This window comes from Nguyenibacter sp. L1 (assembly GCF_035199985.1).
Lineage (GTDB): Bacteria > Pseudomonadota > Alphaproteobacteria > Acetobacterales > Acetobacteraceae > Gluconacetobacter > Gluconacetobacter vanlangensis.
The window spans coordinates 210,921-230,290 of sequence record NZ_CP127015.1 but is presented as its reverse complement, the minus strand read 5'-3'; the positions used below and the strand labels follow the sequence as shown (position 1 = coordinate 230,290).

17 protein-coding genes and 1 tRNA gene are annotated in these 19,370 nt (G+C 68.7%); 9 read left to right on the top strand and 9 right to left on the bottom strand.

What is annotated here, in order from left to right; genetic code table 11:
* Positions 1–25 precede the first annotated feature (25 nt).
* The 4 genes from QN315_RS01060 to QN315_RS01045 form a co-directional block, all read right to left on the bottom strand.
* Complete coding sequence (locus QN315_RS01060) at positions 26–1,858, bottom strand: diguanylate cyclase (protein WP_323991136.1); 1,833 nt, start codon at positions 1,856–1,858, stop codon at positions 26–28.
* A 182-nt stretch (positions 1,859–2,040) separates the two neighbouring features.
* Entirely contained in the window at positions 2,041–2,424 is a 384-nt protein-coding gene (locus QN315_RS01055; protein WP_323991135.1) for a UrcA family protein, read from the bottom strand.
* Positions 2,425–2,609: 185 nt separating this feature from the next.
* Complete coding sequence (locus QN315_RS01050) at positions 2,610–2,867, bottom strand: hypothetical protein (RefSeq protein WP_323991134.1); 258 nt, start codon at positions 2,865–2,867, stop codon at positions 2,610–2,612.
* A 285-nt stretch (positions 2,868–3,152) separates the two neighbouring features.
* A tRNA-Thr gene (locus QN315_RS01045) sits at positions 3,153–3,227 on the bottom strand.
* Positions 3,228–3,446: 219 nt separating this feature from the next.
* Between QN315_RS01045 and QN315_RS01040 the strand changes: the two genes are divergently transcribed.
* A complete protein-coding gene (locus QN315_RS01040) occupies positions 3,447–3,659 on the top strand; it encodes a hypothetical protein (protein ID WP_323991133.1) in 213 nt (70 codons plus the stop codon).
* Between the two features lie 18 nt (positions 3,660–3,677).
* Here the strand turns inward: QN315_RS01040 and serA are convergent, their stop codons facing one another.
* The 3 genes from serA to QN315_RS01025 form a co-directional block, all read right to left on the bottom strand.
* On the bottom strand, positions 3,678–4,943 hold the full coding sequence (serA, locus tag QN315_RS01035) for a phosphoglycerate dehydrogenase (RefSeq protein ID WP_323991132.1): 1,266 nt from the start codon (positions 4,941–4,943) through the stop codon (positions 3,678–3,680).
* A gap of 240 nt (positions 4,944–5,183) precedes the next feature.
* Positions 5,184–5,996, bottom strand: a complete 813-nt coding sequence (locus tag QN315_RS01030; RefSeq protein ID WP_323991131.1) for an inositol monophosphatase family protein — start codon at positions 5,994–5,996, stop codon at positions 5,184–5,186.
* Complete coding sequence (locus tag QN315_RS01025) at positions 5,993–6,523, bottom strand: c-type cytochrome (protein ID WP_323991130.1); 531 nt, start codon at positions 6,521–6,523, stop codon at positions 5,993–5,995. Before QN315_RS01025 ends, QN315_RS01030 begins: the two co-directional genes overlap by 4 nt.
* 200 nt (positions 6,524–6,723) lie before the next feature.
* Here QN315_RS01025 and QN315_RS01020 point away from each other — a divergent pair, with 200 nt between their 5' ends.
* The 4 genes from QN315_RS01020 (at position 6,724) to smpB (ending at position 9,968) form a co-directional block, all read left to right on the top strand.
* Positions 6,724–7,485, top strand: coding sequence for a 3-deoxy-manno-octulosonate cytidylyltransferase (locus QN315_RS01020; RefSeq protein WP_323991129.1), 762 nt, complete (start codon positions 6,724–6,726; stop codon positions 7,483–7,485).
* A 2-nt stretch (positions 7,486–7,487) separates the two neighbouring features.
* The gene (locus QN315_RS01015; RefSeq protein ID WP_323993718.1) at positions 7,488–8,414 is read left to right on the top strand and encodes a prephenate dehydratase; all 927 of its coding nucleotides are present in this window, start codon (positions 7,488–7,490) and stop codon (positions 8,412–8,414) included.
* Between the two features lie 180 nt (positions 8,415–8,594).
* A complete protein-coding gene (gene dapA / locus QN315_RS01010; protein WP_218064361.1) occupies positions 8,595–9,476 on the top strand; it encodes a 4-hydroxy-tetrahydrodipicolinate synthase in 882 nt (293 codons plus the stop codon).
* 3 nt (positions 9,477–9,479) lie between these two features.
* Positions 9,480–9,968, top strand: a complete 489-nt coding sequence (gene smpB / locus QN315_RS01005) for an SsrA-binding protein SmpB (RefSeq protein WP_323991128.1) — start codon at positions 9,480–9,482, stop codon at positions 9,966–9,968.
* Between the two features lie 306 nt (positions 9,969–10,274).
* On the opposite strand, the gene QN315_RS01000 is transcribed toward smpB, so the two are convergent.
* Entirely contained in the window at positions 10,275–10,937 is a 663-nt protein-coding gene (locus tag QN315_RS01000; RefSeq protein WP_323991127.1) for a cold-shock protein, read from the bottom strand.
* 448 nt (positions 10,938–11,385) lie between these two features.
* Here QN315_RS01000 and QN315_RS00995 point away from each other — a divergent pair, with 448 nt between their 5' ends.
* Positions 11,386–12,384, top strand: coding sequence for a lipid A deacylase LpxR family protein (locus QN315_RS00995; RefSeq protein WP_323993716.1), 999 nt, complete (start codon positions 11,386–11,388; stop codon positions 12,382–12,384).
* An 87-nt stretch (positions 12,385–12,471) separates the two neighbouring features.
* Here QN315_RS00995 and recG read toward each other — a convergent pair whose 3' ends face one another.
* Positions 12,472–14,580, bottom strand: a complete 2,109-nt coding sequence (gene recG / locus QN315_RS00990; protein ID WP_323991126.1) for an ATP-dependent DNA helicase RecG — start codon at positions 14,578–14,580, stop codon at positions 12,472–12,474.
* Positions 14,581–14,712: 132 nt separating this feature from the next.
* Between recG and QN315_RS00985 the strand changes: the two genes are divergently transcribed.
* The 3 genes from QN315_RS00985 to QN315_RS00975 all read left to right on the top strand — a co-directional run bounded on the left by QN315_RS00985 (position 14,713) and on the right by QN315_RS00975 (position 19,369).
* On the top strand, positions 14,713–15,024 hold the full coding sequence (locus tag QN315_RS00985; RefSeq protein WP_323993714.1) for a succinate dehydrogenase assembly factor 2: 312 nt from the start codon (positions 14,713–14,715) through the stop codon (positions 15,022–15,024).
* A complete protein-coding gene (gene mfd, locus QN315_RS00980) occupies positions 15,021–18,473 on the top strand; it encodes a transcription-repair coupling factor (RefSeq protein ID WP_323991125.1) in 3,453 nt (1,150 codons plus the stop codon). The genes QN315_RS00985 and mfd overlap by 4 nt, the downstream gene beginning before the upstream one ends.
* A 101-nt stretch (positions 18,474–18,574) precedes the next feature.
* Positions 18,575–19,369, top strand: coding sequence for an SDR family NAD(P)-dependent oxidoreductase (locus QN315_RS00975; RefSeq protein ID WP_323991124.1), 795 nt, complete (start codon positions 18,575–18,577; stop codon positions 19,367–19,369).
* Position 19,370 lies beyond the last annotated feature (1 nt).

The following is a 19,370-nucleotide window of genomic DNA, read 5'->3' as shown; positions in this document are numbered from 1 at the left end:
TCGCCGTCCCCGGTCATCTCCCCGGCTATCCTCCGGTCGCGTCGACATGCGTGGCGTTCAGCGGCGTGCCCGCGATCGTCAGGCGGTTCCGTCCCCCGCGTTTGGCGGCATACAGCGCCTGGTCCACCCGATCCATCAGCGCCGACCGGGTCTCGGCCCCCTCGCGACAGGCCACGCCCATGCTGATGGTCACATGAAGCGACGGGCCGGACGGCACCTCGATCGGCTCGGCCGACACCACCCGTACGACGCGCCGCGCCAGCCCGACGGCCCGTTCGGCGGTTTCGCCCACGATCAGGATCGCGAATTCCTCGCCACCGATCCGCGCCACCAGGTCGGTATCGCGCAGGGCGGCCTGCACCGCCATCGCCACCCGCCGCAGCACGATGTCGCCGACAGGATGACCGTACCGGTCATTGATGGACTTGAAATGGTCCAGGTCGAACATCGCCACCGCCACGTGCGGCGCCGCTTCCGGCAGGCAGGCATCCAGCGCGTGAAAGAAGGCGCGGCGATTGGGCAGGCCGGTCAGCTCGTCGGTGTTGGCCGCCAGCTCATGCGCCGCGGCGATCTGCCGGTTCCGGGCGTCGACCGTCATCTGGTCGGTCACGTCGCGGATCAATCCGCCGAACCCGCGCCCGCCGTCCAGGCGATAGGCCACGATCTCGGCATGGCGGATTGCGCCGTCCCGCCGGCTGATCCGCACGATCTGGCGCAGGTCCTGCCGCTGCCCACCCCGCAGCTCCGCCTCGGCCAGTGCGAGGGCCGGACGATCCTCCGCCACGATTCCGTCCAGCATCGGCTGGCCGATCCGGCTCGGCACGTCGAATCCCGACATCCGCTCGAAGGCGGGGTTCAGATAGCTCCAGTGCCCCCCGTCATCGACGCGGAACAGCACGTCCCCCACCCCGTCGGCCAGCAGGCGGAAATCCTGCAGCCGCTGTTCGGCCAGGGCCGTCTTCTGGTCGCGCTGTGTCAGCACCGCGCCCAGCGGCAGCGCGCAGAAGAAGATAGTCGCCAGGTCGAACTCGAAAATATAGACCTTGACCGCCGACGGCCCGTGAAAGGCCATGCCCGGCCCGCTGCCGGTAAAGATGAAGAAACTGCCGATGATCCCGATGACCGCGACGGACAGCGCCGCCCCCTGGGCATAAAGGCGATAGGTCGCCAGCAGCAGCGGCGGCAGCAGCAGGAACTGCACCGGATAGCGCGACTGGCCGAACGCGACGATGGCGGCCACCGCCGCCAGGACCATCAGGGCCAGCACCGTCAGGCGCCGCGGCATGCGCGCACGGGCCGCCATGTCGTCGCCGTCGCCATGGGGGCCATCGCCATGGGGCTGCAGGGCCAGCAGCATCGGCACGATGATCAGCAGGCCGGGCAGGTGCCCCATCATCCAGATCATGCCGCCGCCGATCCAGGCCCGTCCCTCGCCGAGGAACAATGCCCCTCCGGCCACCAGCGCCGAGCACAGAACCGACAGGAAGATCGCGACCGCAAAGCGGAACGCCCAGTCCACCCGCCCGAAAAGGTTGGAAACCGGACTGATGCGCCGGACCAGCCCCGCCGCCAGGACGACCTCGATCGTGTTTGCCCCCGCAAAGCCCAGCACAACGATCCAGGGCCGATGGTCCTCCAGATTGACCAGCGCCGCCATGATGAACAGCAAAAGCGGATAAAACCGCCGGTCGAACCCCGGTATGCGCAGGATGGCGGCCAGCATCACGGCATTGGCCGGCCAGATCATCGACACGCCGCCGCCATGCCGGGTCCAGGTCACGCTCGCCAGCGCGCACAGGCACCAGACGACGCAGATCGCGACCGTCGCGATCCCGCGCCCGTCCGAGCGCCTGCTCAAGACCCCGTTCAGGGCCCCGTTCAGCGTTCTGTCCAGAAAATTCCCGCCCGGAAAAATGCCCGTCATCACCCGACTGCGCGCCGCCTCTCCCCGGGCCCTACAATGCACGGACCCTACAATGCAACGGACACGGGGGAAGCGCCATAACGGATTAACGGACGGACGGACGCACAGGATCGCCGTTATTGCGGCAAGCCGAAATCATTCACCGCCCTGTACAGGGTCGGATCATTGACATCGCCGACGGCGCGCATCACTGCGTCGCGCCGGCAGGCCGAACGCGCGATGACCCGTCGCAGATCCTCGGCGATCGCGGTGCTGTCGCCACAGGCTTCCAGCGCCGCGCGGTCCAGCCGCCGCACCAGGATGCGGGCCCGCGCCTCGGTCGCCAGGTCGGCCCTGAAATACCGCACCGGCACCTTCTGGACGGCACCCTCGACGGTGACCCGTTCCTGCGGCGCGGCGTCCTCCTGCGCCATCTCGTCCTGCGCCATGGCAGCCATCGGCGCCAGCATCAGCAGGGCCGCGATACCCAGCCCGATCGGCCTGCATGAGAACCCGTTCATGATACATATCCCCCAATGGACGCTGTCCGGGACACGTCAAACGGCCCGTTCCCGGCCCGTCATTTGCGTCCATCATCAAGACATCCGGGAACGATACGCGCGAATTCTTCGTCTTTATTCCGTCAGGACATCTCCCAGGACATCTCCCAGGCCATCTACAAGTCCGGTTTTACCGAACCATGCGCCTACGGGACCATATGGTGCAGCATGTCGTCGGCCAGCGCGATCACCGCCGTCAGCAGCGACAGCAGGGACACGACCGGCGCCAGCCATTCCAGCCGGCTCCGCGGCTCCGCTTGCCCCACCGGCGATCCGGACATCCTGGACACATCCTCCGGCTCCAGCCCCAGGGGGCATGCATGAAACGTGTCGACAGGCGCGCAACCCGGCGCGGCGGCACAGGCGGTACGATCCGACGGCACGAACCGGTCAGCTTTCAGCATCGCAATGCCTCCCTCTACAGGTCAGACAACAGCCAGCTCACAACCCGAAAATAGAAATCACGCACACACATCCTCAGCCTGAAACGCGCCTGATCTTTCTTGCGGGCCCATCGGGCCGCCTGCGTCGTTTCGCATATTGTGTGTTGCAACAGAGGCACGATATCAGATCCATACCGTCCCGGTCCACGGCCGAGTCGCACCAGAACGTCCCGGCGGGTCACAGATTCGCGCGCATGGTAACGCAGGTCGGCCATGCATGTCTGGCATGGTTCCCGCCGCATGGAATGGTGCCGGGTGAGGGATTTGAACCCCCGGCCTTCGGTTTACAAAACCGCTGCACTACCGCTGTGCTAACCCGGCATCGGCGCATGGAACCGACCAAGGCAAAGGGCCGCAATCACGCCTGCTCGCGCCTTTCTGCCCCTCTCCGCGCGGCGGGTCAAGGGCATCCGCCGGCCGGCGGGCAAGGCGCTCAAATGCCCGGCCGGCGGGAACCGCAAAACCACCCCGGCGTTCGGCATCTAAGCGGCCCGGGGCGATCCGGACCGAAAAATCCCATATATTTTCTGGATTTTCCTCATGCTGCTGGATTCCATTATCATCGAGGTCGACGGTACCTTCCTGGGCGCCGCCATCCTGCTCGCAGGCGGCCGGCGGCTGCGTTTCTACGCCGTCCATGACAGCGTCCGCGCCCTGCACAACCAGGTCCGGCCCGATTTCGAATCCCTGCGCCGAAGCGTCGCCCTGCAATTCCGCCGCTTCGCCCTCGGCGCGCCGCCCTCTCCGTCCTGACGGGCGAGAGGGCTGCCTTCAGGAATGCTGATAGATCAGCCGGGCGCGGATGGTGCCCTTTAGGTCGCGCAGCCGGGCCAGGATGCGGCTGTCCTTCTCGACATCCCGCCCCGTATCGGCCTCCACGACCACATAACCCAGCTCGCCGTCGGTCTGCAGGTACTGCGCGGTGATGTTGCAGCCCTCGCGTGAGAAGATCTCGTTGATCTGCATCATGATGCCCGGAACGTTGCTGTGCACGTGCATGAAGCGCGTGCCGCGCGGGCTTTCGGGCAGTTGCACCGTCGGGAAATTGACGGCGCCCAGCGTCGAGCCGACGTCGGAATACTCGATCAGCTTGCGCGCCACCTCGACGCCGATCCGCTCCTGCGCCTCGGCCGTCGACCCGCCGATATGCGGGGTCAGGATCACGTTGTCCAACCCCTGCAGCGGCGAGGCGAACTGATCCCCCGCCCCCTTGGGCTCGACGGGAAAGACGTCGATCGCGGCACCCAGCAGGTGCCCGTCCTTCAGCGCCCCGGCCAGTGCGTCCAGGTCGACGACGTTGCCCCGCGCATTGTTGATCAGGAACGACCCCGGCTTCATCGCGCGGATCTGCGCCGCGCCGATCAGGTTCGCGGTGCTCTCCAGTTGCGGCACATGCAGGCTGACCACGTCGCTCTGCGCCAGCAGGTCGTTCAGCGTCTCGACCGGGGTGGCGTTGCCGTGCACCAGCTTGTCGATCACGTCGTAATAGATCACGCGCATGCCGAACGCCTCGGCCAGCACCGACAATTGCGACCCGATCGAGCCATAGCCGACGATGCCCAGCGTCTTGCCCCGCACTTCCCAGCTATTGGCGGCCGACTTGTTCCAGCCCCCTTCATGGCACTGCACGGATTTGGGAAAAATCCGCCGCATCAGCATCACGACCTCGCCCATCACCAGTTCGGCGACCGAACGCGTATTGCTGTACGGGGCGTTGAAGACCGGGATGCCCTGAACCCGCGCGGCCGTCAGATCAACCTGGTTGGTGCCGATGCAGAAACAGCCGACCGCGATCAGCCGGTCCGCCGCCGCGATGATCTCGGCGGTCAGTTGCGTGCGGGAGCGGATGCCGACGATATGCACCCCCTCCAGCGCCTCGCGCAGCGCGGCCCCTTCCAGGGCCTTGGACAGGCGCGTGACGTTCTCGTACCCGTTCGCCCGCAGCAGCGACACCGCACTGTCATGAATCCCCTCCAGCAGCAGGATGCGGATCTTGTCCTTCGCCAGGGACAGGTGGCTGGTGGTCTCGCTGCTCATGTCGAATGCTCGCGCCTATTCGAAGAAGATGTCGCTCCTATCCGATCGACGGATGGATGCCTAGTGTCCTGCCCGAGAAACTCTTATGAGAATTTCTCGGATCAGCAGGCCGCTAAAATTTCCAGTGTCCGGCCCGGGAAATCCACGACCGCGATCCCGCGGGCCGCTGCCGGCCATCGCGTGCCACGAGCGCACATCGGTACCACGCCGCCCGCGTTCAAGCGGCCGGCGTGGTACCCGTCACCCGCCGGTCGTCAGCAGCGACGACGCCACCTCCAGCAACGCCGGATCGCCGACCGCCAGCACGGTGCCGTCGCTGCCGGCATGCAGCGCCTGACCGTGCCAGTCGGTCACGCGCCCCCCGGCGCCCTCCACCACGGGCACCAGGGCCGCCCAGTCCCAGATCTTCATCGTGCATTCGGCAATCACGTCGATCTGCCCCAGCGCCAGCAGGCCATAGGCATAGCAGTCGCCGCCCCAGGTCACCCGCTTCACCTGCCCGCTCAGCGCCGCCCAATGCGGCGTGGGGGCGCCGGCGATCATCTCGGGCGACGTGCAGGACAGTTCCGCCAGCCCGATCGCGCCACAGCGCCGCGTCCCCGGCACGCCGCCCCAGCGCGGCTCATGACGCGATTCATAGCGCGTCGGCCGCCCCCTTACGCCGATCCAGCGTTCGCCGGTCACCGGCTGGTCGATCACGCCCAACACCGGCACCCCATCCTCCAGCAGCGCGATCAGCGTGCCGAAGATCGGCCGGCCGGTCAGAAAGGCCCGCGTCCCGTCCACCGGGTCGATCACCCAGCAATACCGGCCCCCGTCGCGCTCCAGCCCGAACTCCTCGCCCAGCACGGCATGCTCGGGCAGGCGTTCGGCCAGCACGGCACGCATCGCGCGCTCGGCCGTCCGGTCGGCGATCGTCACCGGGCTCTCGTCGCTCTTGTCGTCCGCCGCCACCCCCATCCGGAAGAAGGGGCGGATCACGCACCCCGCAACGTCGGCCGCCGCCTCCGCCGCCGCCAGCAACCGGTCCGCGTCATGCAGGCTCACCGTCATTTTCCTCCATCGGACAGGGTATGCAGAAAGGCGATGATCGCCGCGCGGTCCCCCGCTTCGGGCACGCCGGGAAAGGCCATGCGGGTGCCGGGGGCGAAGCGCGCCGGCGCCTCCAGCCAGGCCGACAGCGTGTCGTCGGTCCAATGCTCCGCCTTGTGCGCCGCCAGGGCGGGCGAGAAATCATAGCCCGGCATGTCTCCGACCGCACTGCCGGCGACGCCGTACAGGTCGGGGCCGATCATCGCGGGGCCGCCCTTGGCAAAGCTGTGGCACATCGCGCACATCCGGGCCGCAAGGGCCTGGCCGGCCTTGGGGTCGGCATGCGCGACCGCTTCGGCGATCGATTCGGCGCCCGGCGGGCCGGCCGCACCGGGCTGCCCGCCATCCGCGGGCTTCGGCAGCACGAACAGCGCATGGGCAGGGATGTCGGACGGCACGGCCAGATAGCCCGCGCCGATGCTGCCCGCCATCGCCAGCACGGCCACCAGGATGGCGGCACCGATACGGTTCGCGTTCTTGCTGTCCATCCGGGATACGGGGCTCCGCCTGCGTTTTGGTTGCGCTGCGTTTCGGTTGCATAGAGGCAGCACCTTACCTAGACTGCGCGCCGCCTTGTGTGAAGCATCGCCCGGCCGTTCCACATGGGACGGGGTTTTCATGTCCGCACCGGCATTCCACCGTCGGGATCGACCAAGCTGCTTCCGTTGTCCAAGGCCCCATCTTCCCCATGAACCCGATCATCGTCATCCCCGCCCGCATGGCCTCCGTGCGGCTGCCGGGCAAACCCCTGGCCATGATCGGCGACCGGCCCATGATCCTGCATGTGCTGGCGCGCGCGCGCGCCGCCGATATCGGCCCCGTCATCGTCGCGGTCTCCGATCGCGACCTGGCATGCGTGGTCCAGGACGCCGGCGGCACCGCCATCCTGACCGACCCGGCCCTGCCGTCGGGCTCGGATCGCGTGTGGCAGGCGCTCGGCCATGCCGACCCGGACGGCCGGCACGACGTCGTGATCAATCTGCAGGGCGACCTGCCGGGGCTGGATCCCCGCACCCTCGGGGCCGCGCTGCGCCCCCTGGCCGATCCCCGCACCGATATCGGCACCCTGGCCGCCCCCATCGCCGATGCCGACGAGGCCGCGCGCGATTCGGTGGTCAAGGTCGCCTGCGCCTTCGCCGACGACGATCCGCACGGCATCGCCCGCGCGCTGTATTTCTCCCGCGCGGCAATTCCCTGGGGCACGGGCCCGCTCTGGCACCATGTCGGCATCTACGCCTATCGCCGCGCGGCCCTGGCCCGTTTCGTCGGCCTGCCGGAATCCGCGCTGGAACGGCGGGAGAAGCTGGAACAGCTCAGGGCGCTCGAAGCCGGCATGACGATCGGATGCTGCCGCATCGACCACGCGCCGTCCGGCGTCGACACGCCGGACGACCTGGCCCGCGCACGCCGCGCGCTGACACAGGAAGGGCAACGGGGAGGGGAGGCATGACCATGTCCGCGCCCAACGCACCCACCCACGGCATCATCGCCTTCCAGGGGCGGCCCGGAGCCTATTCCGACCTGGCCTGCCGCCAGGCCCGCCCGGGCTGGGCCACCCTGCCATGCGCGACCTTCGCCGAGGCCATCGCGGCGGTCCATGACGGCCGGGCCGACCAGGCGATGCTGGCGTGCGAGAACAGCCTGGCCGGCCGGGTGCCCGACATCCACGCACTGCTGCCCCAGGCCGGGCTGCACATCGTGGGCGAGCATTTCCAGCGGGTGGAACATTGCCTGATGGGCGTTCCCGGCAGCACGCTGGCCACCGCCCGCCGCATCCATACCCACCCCGTCGCCATGGCCCAGATCCGCGGCATCATCGACGAGCTGGGCCTGACCCCGGTCGTCGAATTCGACACGGCCGGCTCGGCCGAACTGGTGGCCCAGTGGGGCAACCCCGAGGACGTGGCCGTCGCCTCGTCGCTCGCCGCCGAACTGAACGGCCTGGTCATCCTGCGCCGGAATGTCGAGGACGCGTCCCACAACACCACGCGCTTCTACATCGCCTCGCGTGACGCCGCCCGCCCCCCGGCGGGCCAGCCCGACACGATCACCACCGTCCTCTTCCGCGTCCGCAACACCGCCGGCGCGCTGTACAAGGTGCTGGGCGGCTTCGCCACCGCCGGCGTCAACATGACCCGTCTCGAAAGCTACATGCTCGACGGCTCGTTCGCCGCAACCCAGTTCCTGATGGACGTCGAAGGCCACCCCAACGACCCGGCGCTGTCCCGCGCCCTCGCCGAACTCGCCTTCTTCTCCGAAAACGCGTCGATCCTGGGCGTCTATCCCGCCGCCCCCTTCCGTCGGGACGTCCCTGAGAACACGGACGCCGGACAGGCGGGCGCCAAACAGACGGACGCCAAACAGGCGGACAAACGATAGGGGGCAGGGCCTCCACGGACGCAAACGGCCCGCATCGGGCCTTTCGCACCGATCGAGAGTTGTCTTGCCCCCGCACCCCGCATTAACAGAGGCATGAACGGACCGGCGCCCCGTGGCCCCTGGACCCGCCCCAAGGCAGCGCCCATTCTCAAAGACTGCGAGATTCAAGTGGAAACGACCATGTTCAAGGGCTCCATCACCGCCCTGATTACGCCGATGGACACCGACGGATCGCTGGATTTTCCGGCATTCGGGCGATTGATCGACTGGCAGGTGACCGAGGGCAGCTCGGGCGTGGTCCCGATGGGCACGACGGGCGAAAGCCCGACCCTCAGCCATGACGAGCATGCCCGCGTCGTCGCATTCACCGTCCAGACGGTCGCCGGCCGCATCCCCGTCATCGCCGGCGCCGGTTCCAACAGCACGGCCGAGGCCGTCGCCATGGCCCGCCATGCCAAGACCGCCGGCGCCGACGCGGTCCTGGTGGTCGCGCCCTATTACAACAAGCCGACGCAGGAAGGACTCTACCGTCATTTCATGGCGGTCGCGGACGCCACCGACCTGCCGCTGTTCATCTACAACATTCCCGGCCGCTCGGTCGTCGATATCTCGGTCGAAACCATGGCCCGCATGGCGCGACACGCGCACATCGTGGGGGTGAAGGACGCCACCGCCAACCTGCTGCGCCCGCTGCAGGTCCGTCGCGCCATCCGCCACAAGCCCTTCATCCAGCTTTCCGGCGAAGACGGGACCGCCGTGTCCTTCCTGGCAGCCGGCGGCACGGGCTGCATCAGCGTCACCGCCAACGTCGCCCCGCGCCTGTGCGCCGAAATGCACCGCGCCTGGCAGGACGGCCGCGTGGCCGACGCCATGGCGATCCAGGACCGGCTGTCGGCGCTGCACGACGCGCTGTTCTGCGAAAGCAACCCCGGACCTGTGAAATACGCCGCCAGCCTGCTGGGCCTGGCCGGCGAGACCTGCCGCCTGCCGCTGGCCCCGCTGTCCGACGAATCCCGCGCCCGGGTGCGCGATGCCCTGGCCCTCGCGGGATTGCTGAACTAGCCCATGGCCGAGAAGAAAAAGAGCGGCATGATCTCGACCGGGATCGCGGCACAGAACCGCAAGGGCCGCTTCAACTACACGATCATCGAGACGATCGAGGCCGGGCTGGTCCTGAAGGGCCCCGAGGTCAAGAGCCTGCGCCTCGGCCGCGCCACCATCAACGAAGCCTATGCCGGCGACCGTAACGGCGAGATCTGGCTGTTCAACAGCTATATCCCCGAATATCAGGGCGGCGTCCTGTCGCGCTTCGATACCCGCGCGCCGCGCAAGCTGCTGCTGCACGGCAAGCAGGTGGACAAGCTGCTGGGCGCCGTGGCGCGCGACGGCGTCACCCTGGTGCCCCTGGATATTCACTTCAACGCCCGCGGCGTCGCAAAAGTCACGCTGGGCATCGGCGAGGGACGCAAGAAGGCCGACAAGCGCCAGGCCATCGCCGATCGCGACTGGCAGCGCGACAAGGCCCGGCTGATGCGCAACAAGGGCAGGGATTAGTGTCCTGCCCGAGAAATTCTTATGAGAATTTCTCGGACCAGCAGGCCACTAAAATATTGATTCTGGTGTCCTTTCGATTCCGAAATTCGCTTGCGAATTTCGGAATCAGGACGCTAGAGCATCATCCGACCGGACGGGCGCATCCGGTCGGATAAAGATGCTCGCTAAAACAATGAGCTAGAGCCATATCCGTGAACCGGTGTGAACGGATATGGCTCTAGACCCGCCATTCCCGAAACGAGGCCCAAATAAAACGGGGCCGCCCGAAGGCGACCCCGTCATCCTGTCCGGCATCCGCCGAAGCAGTCAGTCGACGCTGATCGACGCGGCCTCGGGGCCCTTCTGGCCCTGGACGACCTGCACATTGGCCGTCTGGCCTTCCGTCAGGCCGGTCAGGCCCGAACGTTCCAGCGCCGAGGCATGGACGAAGATGTCCTTGCCGCCGCTTTCCGGCGTGATGAAGCCAAAGCCCTTGGTCGCATTGTACCACTTGACCACGCCGCGCATTTCCTGCGCATGCGACAGGTCGGGGGCAGGGCGCGACGGGCGGCCGCCAAAGCCGCCGGGGGCGCGCGGCGCGCCGAAGCCGCGGGGGCGTTCCGGCTGAGCGGTGCTCTCGTCGACCGACACCACCGAGGCGACCTGGCGCCCCTTGGGGCCCTGGCCGATACGCACCACCAGGGTGGCGCCCGGCGACACCGAATCGTGGCCGCTCTGTGCCAGCGCGTTGGCGTGCAGGAAAACATCGCCCGACCCGTCCGACAGCTCGACGAAGCCGAAGCCCTTCTCGCTGTTGAACCACTTGACGGACGCACTGATCTCGGGCCCCGAAGCGATGACTTGCGAGGGTCCACCCATCGGGCGACGCGGACCGCGGTCGCCAAATGAGGGCGGCGCCGACATGAAGTCGTCGTCAAATCCGCCGCGGCGCGGGGAACGGGGGCTGCGGTCGGTCCTGTTACTTCTCAACGGTCGTAATCCCGAAGTGTAGTTGGCGGGTCCTGTCTCAGGAGGCCACCTGATGAAAAAACTTGCTGGATCAAGGAATTACATAACCGTTCCTGAACCGCTCTCGACGGTTGGCGCGGACAGCGTCCTCTTCCCGCATCGACACTAGCACGAAAGCGCCGGTGTCGAACACACATAAGCATATCCCCCCACGCCGGTTCCATCATCATTTCGCCTCATCCCGACTTCCCGGCGGCCGGAATTCTGACAACAGCGCGATCAGGAAGCGCGTCTCGGGCTTTCTCCCGAGGCGCGAACGCTCTAAACAGCTCAAAAGAGAACGTTATGTCGCGCCGTTGCGACAAACCTGGCATTCGGGCCCGGCATTCGGGGCGACCGCCAGCTAAAGACCGGCAGTGAAGGAAAGCGGATGGACCAGGCAAACACGCGGAACAGAACCGGCCGGATCATGCGGGCTGGCATGCTCGCCGGCATCGGCGGCCTGGGCGGCCTGGCGGCGATCCCGGCCAGGGCCACCCCGCTCCAGGACCCGTACGGCACCTGGACCATCCAGGCGGAAAACGACGCGGTCAGCACGCTCAAGGGCACGTCCGACCAGTACTATACCAGCGGCCTGCGCATAAACTGGACCTCGGGCACCGACAACCAGCCCGCGCCGATCGAAACCCTCAACCACGCCATCCTCGGGCCCGGCGTCACGCGCATCAGCCTCGGCGTGCAGCAGACCATCTTCACCCCCCACGACACGCAGGCCGTCAATCCGCCGGCCGGCGACCGGCCCTATGCCGGCCTGATGCTGGGCACGGTCAACCTGATCAACGACACCGATCTGTCGCGCTCGGTCTTCGGCATCCAGTTCGGCGTCATGGGCCCGGCGGCGCTGGGCCGCCAGTTGCAGAACGGCTTCCACAACCTGATCGGCGACACGCCCAACCGGGGCTGGAGCCACCAGTTGCAGAACCAGCCGATCTTCCAGGTCCAGGCCGGCCGCACCTGGCGCCTGCCTCTGGCCGATCTCTACGGGATCGAGATGGAAATGCTGCCCGCCGTCGCCGCGGCGGCAGGCGATTACCGCATCTATGGCTCGGTGGCCGACACGTTCCGCCTCGGCCAGGGCCTGCGCAGCGATTTCGGCACCCCGACCATCGGCTCGGGCACCGACGGCACCGACGCCTACCGCCTGACCCGTCCGCTGGCCTGGTACGTGTTCGGCAACGTGACCGGCTACGCCGTCGGCTACGACGCCACGCTGCAGGGCAACACGGTGCGCAACAACTCGCCTCACGTGCCGGTCAACTGGGACGTGGGCGAAATCCACGCGGGCGTCGCCGTCATGTGGCACGGCATGCGCCTGTCCTACAGCCAGACCTGGCAGACGCAGCAGTTCCGCGGCGCGCGCAGCGGCCTGTTCAATTTCGGATCGGTCGACCTGTCGGCCAAGTTCTGACGGCCAGGTCCTGGCAGGCAGGTTCTGGCAGGCAGGTCCTGACAGGCAGGTTTCGGCGGACGGGCCCCCAGCGGACAGGCGGGCGGGTCAGCCGGACCGCAGGATGCGGGCGGCGTCATGCCGCCCGAATAATTCCAGCAGGCAGGTAACGGCATTCCGGCGGGCCGCGCTCACCGCGCCGCCGGCCACCCGCTGCGCGTCCTGCGCCGCGATCGTCATCAGCAGGTCCAGCCGCGTCCCGGTCGCCAGGCGCAGGTCCGGCAGGCCGGACTGGCGCCGCCCCGTCAGGTCCCCACCGCCGCGCAGGCGGAAATCCTCGTCCGCGATCAGGAACCCGTCCTCGGTATCGCGCAGCAGCGACAGCCGCCGCCGCGCCGTCCGACTCAGCGCATCGTCATGCAGCAGCAGGCAGAAGGACTCGTCCGCGCCACGTCCCACCCGCCCGCGGAGCTGATGCAGTTGCGCCAGCCCGAACCGCTCGGCATGCTCGATCACCATGACCGTGGCGGCGGGAATATCCACCCCGACCTCGATCACCGTCGTCGCCACCAGGATGCTGGTCTTCCCCGCGGCGAAATCGGCGATCGCCGCCTCGCGCACCGCGATATCCTGCCGCCCGTGCGCCAGCCCCACCCAGCCGGCGAAACGGTCCTCCAGCGCGGCGAAACGCGCCTCGGCCGCGGCGATGTCCACCGCCTCGCTCTCGCTGACCAGCGGACAGACCCAGAAGATCCGCGCCCCGCGCCCGATCGCCCGCGCGATCCCCGCCAGCACGTCGTCCAACTGCGCCATGGCATGCAGCGAGGTCCGCACCGGCTTGCGCCCCGCCGGCTTCTCGTTCAGCCGGCTGACCTGCATCTCCCCCCACTGGCTCAGCAGCAGGGTGCGGGGGATCGGGGTCGCGGTCATGACCAGCACGTCGGTCCGGTCGCCCTTTTCCCCCAGTTGCAGGCGCTGCTCCACGCCGAAGCGATGCTGCTCGTCGATCACCACCAGCGCCAGGTCAGCAAACGCCACCTTGTCCTGGAACAGCGCATGCGTCCCCACCACCAGCGGCGCACGGCCCGATTCCACGTCCTCCAGCACCATCCGCCGCGCACGGCCCTTCACGCTGCCGCTCAGAAACGCCACCGGCACCGGGGCCAGCCGGCTGAACGTCGCCAGATGCTGCCGCGCCAGGATCTCGGTCGGCGCCATCAGCGCGGCCTGGTGCCCGGCCTCGACCGCTCCCAGCATCGCCAGCAGCGCCACCAGCGTCTTGCCCGCGCCGACATCGCCCTGCAGCAGCCGCATCATCGGATGCGCCGCAGCCATATCCGAATCGATCTCGCGCAGCGCCCGGACCTGCGCCCCGGTCGGCACATGGCCGAATCGCGCCAGCGCCTCGGCGCGCAACGCACCGGTGGCGGCGACCGCGCGGCCCGGCCGGTCGCGGTTGCGGCGCCGGGCCTCGGCCATCGCCACCTGCTGCGCCAGCAATTCGTCGCAGGCCAGGCGCTGCCGCGCCCGCTCCCACGCCGCCCCGCAGGCATCGCCGCACAGCAGCTCGGGAAAGGATTCGGGGCTGTGCAACTGCCGCAGCGCGGTTGCGAAATCCGGCCAGTGCCGCCGGGCCACCAGTGCCGCATCCAGCCATTCGGGCAGGGGAGGCAGGCACAGCAGGGCCTCCCGCAGCGCGCCGCGCACATGGCGCGCAAACAGCCCCGCCGTCAGCGGCCAGACAGGCTCCAGCGCCGGTATCCGCTCGATGCGCCCGCCCGCGACGACATGCTCCGGATGCGCCATCGACAGCCGGTCGCCGAAAGCCTCCAGCATGCCCGACACCGCGACGGTGGCCCCCACCGCCATCTGCCGCGCCTGATAGGGCGAAAAGAACACCAGGTCGGCGCTGCCCGTGCCGTCCGATATCTGCACCCGCCAGGGCTGGCGCGTACCGCGCGCCGGCGCATCCACCCGGCGCACCACCGCCTGCAGCGTGCAGACCCGCCCCGGAATCGCATCGCGCAACGCCGGCCGGTAGCGCCGGTCGATCAGCGACTCCGGCAGATGGAACAGCAGGTCGATCACCCGCCCGCCCCGCGCCGCCCGCGCCAGCAGCCGCGCCACCGCGGGACCCACGCCCGGCAGGCTGTCCAGCGGCGCCAGCAGCGGGGCGATTGCGTTTTCCGGCCCGTCCTGAAGAATACTGTCCACCACGCGCCGCTCGACCGTCCCTCTCGTTCCGTCCCGGTGCCCAGCCGGGCTGACAGGACCCCGTCGGAGGGCTATAGGACAGCGACGCACAGGAACAAAACGAAACCATTCCGGGTCAGCCTTATGCCCCACGACATGTCCGACGACACGCCCGACCTCGCATCGCTCGATACGCGCCGGCGGCGGATCTATTTCCGCGCCACGCATCGCGGCACGCAGGAAACCGACATCCTGATCGGCGGATTCGTCGCGCCCCGCCTGGCCCGCATGACCGACGCCGAGCTGGACGCGCTGGAGGCGGTGATGGACCTGCCCGACACCGACCTGGCCGACTGGCTCAGCGGCCGCAGGCCGGTGCCGGCCGAACTGGACGGGCCGATGATGCGCGCGCTCCTGGCCGATGCGGGCGATCCTGCCCGCCACGCCGCGCTGCGAAACGCACGATGACCACGGGGGCCACGATCTGGGGCGTCCCCGACGGGTTCGACGCCTTCCTGCTGGCGCGCCGCGCCGCCGAACAAGACGGCCCCGTCCTGCATGTCGCGCGCGACGATGCCGGCATGGCCCGCATCGGCGACCTGCTGTCCTTCGTCGCCCCGAATGTCGAAATCCTGCGCTTCCCGGCGTGGGACTGCCTGCCCTATGACCGCGTCTCGCCCAATCCCGCCATCGTCGCCGAACGCGTCGCCACGCTGACGCGCCTGCTGGAACCGGCGGCCGGCCCGCGCATCGTGCTCACCACGGTCGGCGGCCTGGTCCAGCGCGTCGCCCCCCGGGCCGCCTTCCGCGGCCAGTCGATCACGCTGGCCGCCGGCGACAGCCTGGACCAGCCATTGCTGATCGAACTGCTCGTCGCCGCCGGCTACAACCGCACCGACACGGTAATGGAACCCGGCGAATTCGCCGCCCGCGGCGGCATCTTCGACATTTTCCCGGCGGGCGAGCCCGAACCGGTCCGCCTCGACCTGTTCGGCGACGAAATTGAAAATATCCGCCGCTTCGATCCCGCCAGCCAGCGGTCCTCGGACCGGCTGGATCGCTTCGTCATGCGGCCGGTCGCCGATTTCACGCTCGACCAGGCCAGCATCTCGCGCTTCCGGACCGGTTGGCGCGACCTGTTCGGCCCGGCCGCCGCCGCCGATCCGCTCTACCAGCACGTCTCGGACGGCCGCCGCCACGCCGGCATGGAACATTGGCTGCCACTGTTCCACGATCAGATGGAGACCCTGGTCGACTACCTGCCGGGCCTGGCCATCATCCTGGCCCACCAGGCCGAGGAGGTCCTGGCCGCCAGGCTGGAAATGATCGCCGATCATTTCGAAGCCCGCCGCCAGCCGGTGCGCGAGGGCGAGGTCCCGTACCGCCCGCTGCCGCCGCACCTGATGTATCTGGACCGCAAGGGCTGGGACGGAATCCTGGCCGGCCATCCGGTCATCACCTTCAATCCCTTCGCCCGCCCCGACGACGCCCCGGGCCTCGATGCCGGCGGCCGGCCGGGCATCCTGTTCGCCCGCGGCACGGGCGCCGAGGGGCGCGAGAACGTCTTCGCGCTGCTCGACGCCCAGGTCCGGCAATGGGCCGAGGTCGGACGCCGCGCCTACGTCTCCGCCTGGACCCGCGGCTCGCGCGAACGGATCGCCAGCCTGCTGCGCGAACACGGCATGCGGGTGCGGGTGGTCGAAACCTGGTCGCGTGACCACGACATGCCGCCCGGCACGGTCGGGCTGACCATCATGGGGCTGGAACGCGGCTTCATCGCCGACAACATGGCCTTCGTCTCCGAGCAGGACCTGCTGGGCGAACGGATCGCCCGCCCGCCCCGCCGCCGCAGGAAGGCCGACCAGTTCATCGCCGAAGCCTCGGAAATCGCCGAGGGCGACCTGGTGGTCCACCAGGATTACGGCATCGGCCGCTATGACGGGCTCGAGACGATCGGCGTCGGCAGCGCGCCGCACGACTGCCTGCGCCTGATCTATGACGGGAACGAAAAACTGTTCCTGCCGGTGGAAAACATCGAATTGCTCAGCCGCTTCGGCTCCGACCAGGCCGGGGTCGCGCTGGACAAGCTGGGCGGCGCCTCGTGGCAGAACCGCAAGGCGAAGATGAAGCAGCGCATCCGCGACATGGCGGGTGAACTGATCCGCACCGCCGCCCTGCGCGCGCTGCGCGAAGCCCCCGCCCTGGCCCCGGCCGAAGGGCTGTGGGACGAATTCTGCGCCCGCTTCCCCTTCGTCGAGACCGAGGACCAGTCCCGCGCGATCGCCGACGTGCTGGAGGACATGGGCTCGGGCCGGCCGATGGACCGGCTGGTCTGCGGCGATGTCGGCTTCGGCAAGACCGAGGTCGCATTGCGCGCCGCCTTCGTCGCCGCCCTGTCGGGGGCGCAGGTCGCGGTGGTGGTGCCCACCACCCTGCTGGCGCGGCAGCATTTCCGCACCTTCTCGGCCCGTTTCGCGGGCCTGCCGATCACGGTGGCGCAGCTCTCGCGCATGGTCACCGCCAAGGAGGCCGCCGCCGTGCGCAAGGGCCTGACCGACGGCACGATCAACATCGTGGTCGGCACCCACGCGCTGCTGGCCAAGGGCGTCCAGTTCGCCGACCTGGAACTGCTGATCATCGACGAGGAACAGCATTTCGGCGTGGCCCACAAGGAGAAGCTGAAGGCGCTGCGCGAGGACGTGCACGTCCTCACCCTCTCGGCCACGCCGCTGCCCCGCACGCTCCAGCTCGCTCTGACCGGCGTGCGGGAAATGAGCCTGATCGCCACCCCGCCCACCGACCGGCTGGCGGTGCGCACCTTCATCATGCCCTTCGACAGCGTCGTGATCCGCGAGGCGATCCAGCGCGAGCGCTTCCGCGGCGGACAGATCTTCTGCGTCGTCCCGCGGATCGAGGACCTGGACCGCATGGCCGCGCGCCTGCACGACATCGTGCCCGACGCGCGGCTCGTCCAGGCCCATGGCCGCCTGACGCCGACCGAGCTGGAACGGGTCATGACCGAATTCGGCGACGGCAAATACGATATCCTGCTCTCCACCAACATCGTGGAAAGCGGGCTGGACATGCCGGCGGTCAACACGCTGATCATCCATCGCGCCGACATGTTCGGGCTGGGCCAGCTCTATCAGTTGCGCGGCCGCGTCGGGCGCGGCAAGCAGCGCGGCTATGCCTACCTGACCTGGCCGCAGACCCATGTCCTGTCCGCCGCGGCCGAAAAACGGCTGGAAGTCATGCAGACGCTGGACACGCTGGGCGCCGGCTTCACGCTCGCCTCGCACGATCTGGACCTGCGCGGCGCCGGCAACCTGCTGGGCGACGAGCAATCCGGCCATATCCGCGAGGTCGGGATCGAACTCTACCAGCAGATGCTCGAGGACGCGGTGGCCGAACTGCGCGTCGAGAAGGGCAAGCGCAAGCTCCAGGACCGCGACTGGACGCCCAACATCATCCTCGGCCTGCCGGTGCTGATCCCCGAGGGCTACGTCACCGACCTGCCGGTCCGGCTGGGCCTGTATCGCCGCATCGCCGCCCTGGCCAACGATGCCGAGATCGAGGCGATGGAGGCCGAACTGGTCGATCGCTTCGGCACGCCGCCCGACGAGGTCCGCAACCTGCTCGACGTCGTCACGCTCAAGCGCCTGTGCCGCGAGGCCGGCGTCGAACGGCTCGAAGCCGGGCCCAAGGGCATGGTGCTCCAGTTCCGCGGCAACAGCTTCGCCAATCCCGGCGGACTGGTCGGCTGGATCGCGACGCAGAAGGAAGCCAATGTCCGACTGCGGCCCGACCACAAGCTGGCGCTGGTGCGCGAACTGACGAACGCCCAGCGCATCCGGCTGGCCAAGGACACGGTCCAGGCGCTCGGCCGCCTGGCGGCCGGGCAGGACAAGGCGGCCTGACGGGTCCGGCCCGTCACGGCCGCCACCCCCAATCGCCACCCCCAATCGCCACCCCCAATCGCCACCCCCAATCGCCCCCCCAATCGAAGGATACAGGCAACATGAAGATCGACCTGACCGGCAAGACCGCCATCGTCACCGGCTCGACCGCCGGAATCGGCCTGGCCATCGTCGCCGCCCTGGCGGAAACCGGCGCCGAAATCGTCGTCAACGGCCGCGGCCAGGACCGGGTGGACGCGGCCATCGCCCATGTCCGCGCCCATGTGCCCGCCGCCCGCCTGCGCGGCGTGGCCGGCGACCTGGGCAGCGAATCCGGCGCCGACAGCTTCGTCCGGCAGGTGCCGCAGGCCGATATCCTGGTCAATAATCTCGGCATCTTCGAACAGGGCGATTTCCTCGAAACGCCGGATGCCGACTGGCAGCGATTCTTCGACGTCAACGTCATGAGCGGCGTGCGCCTGACCCGGCACTACCTGCCCGGCATGGTCGGCCGCCAATGGGGCCGCGTGGTCTTCATCTCTAGCGAATCCGGGCTGAACATCCCGCCCGACATGATCCCCTACGGATTCACCAAGGCCGCGCAGATCGCCATTGCCCGGGGCATCGCCGAAAGCGTCCCGGGCACCGGCGTCACCGTCAATTCGGTGCTGCCCGGCCCCACCCGCACCGAAGGCGTGATGGAGATGTTCGAAAAGGCAGCCCGCGAGTCCGGCCGCCCGGCCGCCGAGATCGCGGCCGAATTCGTGCCCATGCACCGCCCCAGCTCGCTGATCCGCCGCCTGGCCGAACCCGAGGAAGTCGCCAGCATGGTCGCCTATCTCTGCTCGCCCCAGGCATCGGCCACCACCGGCGCCGCGCTGCGCGTCGAAGGCGGGCTGCTGCGCCACCCGGGCTGAT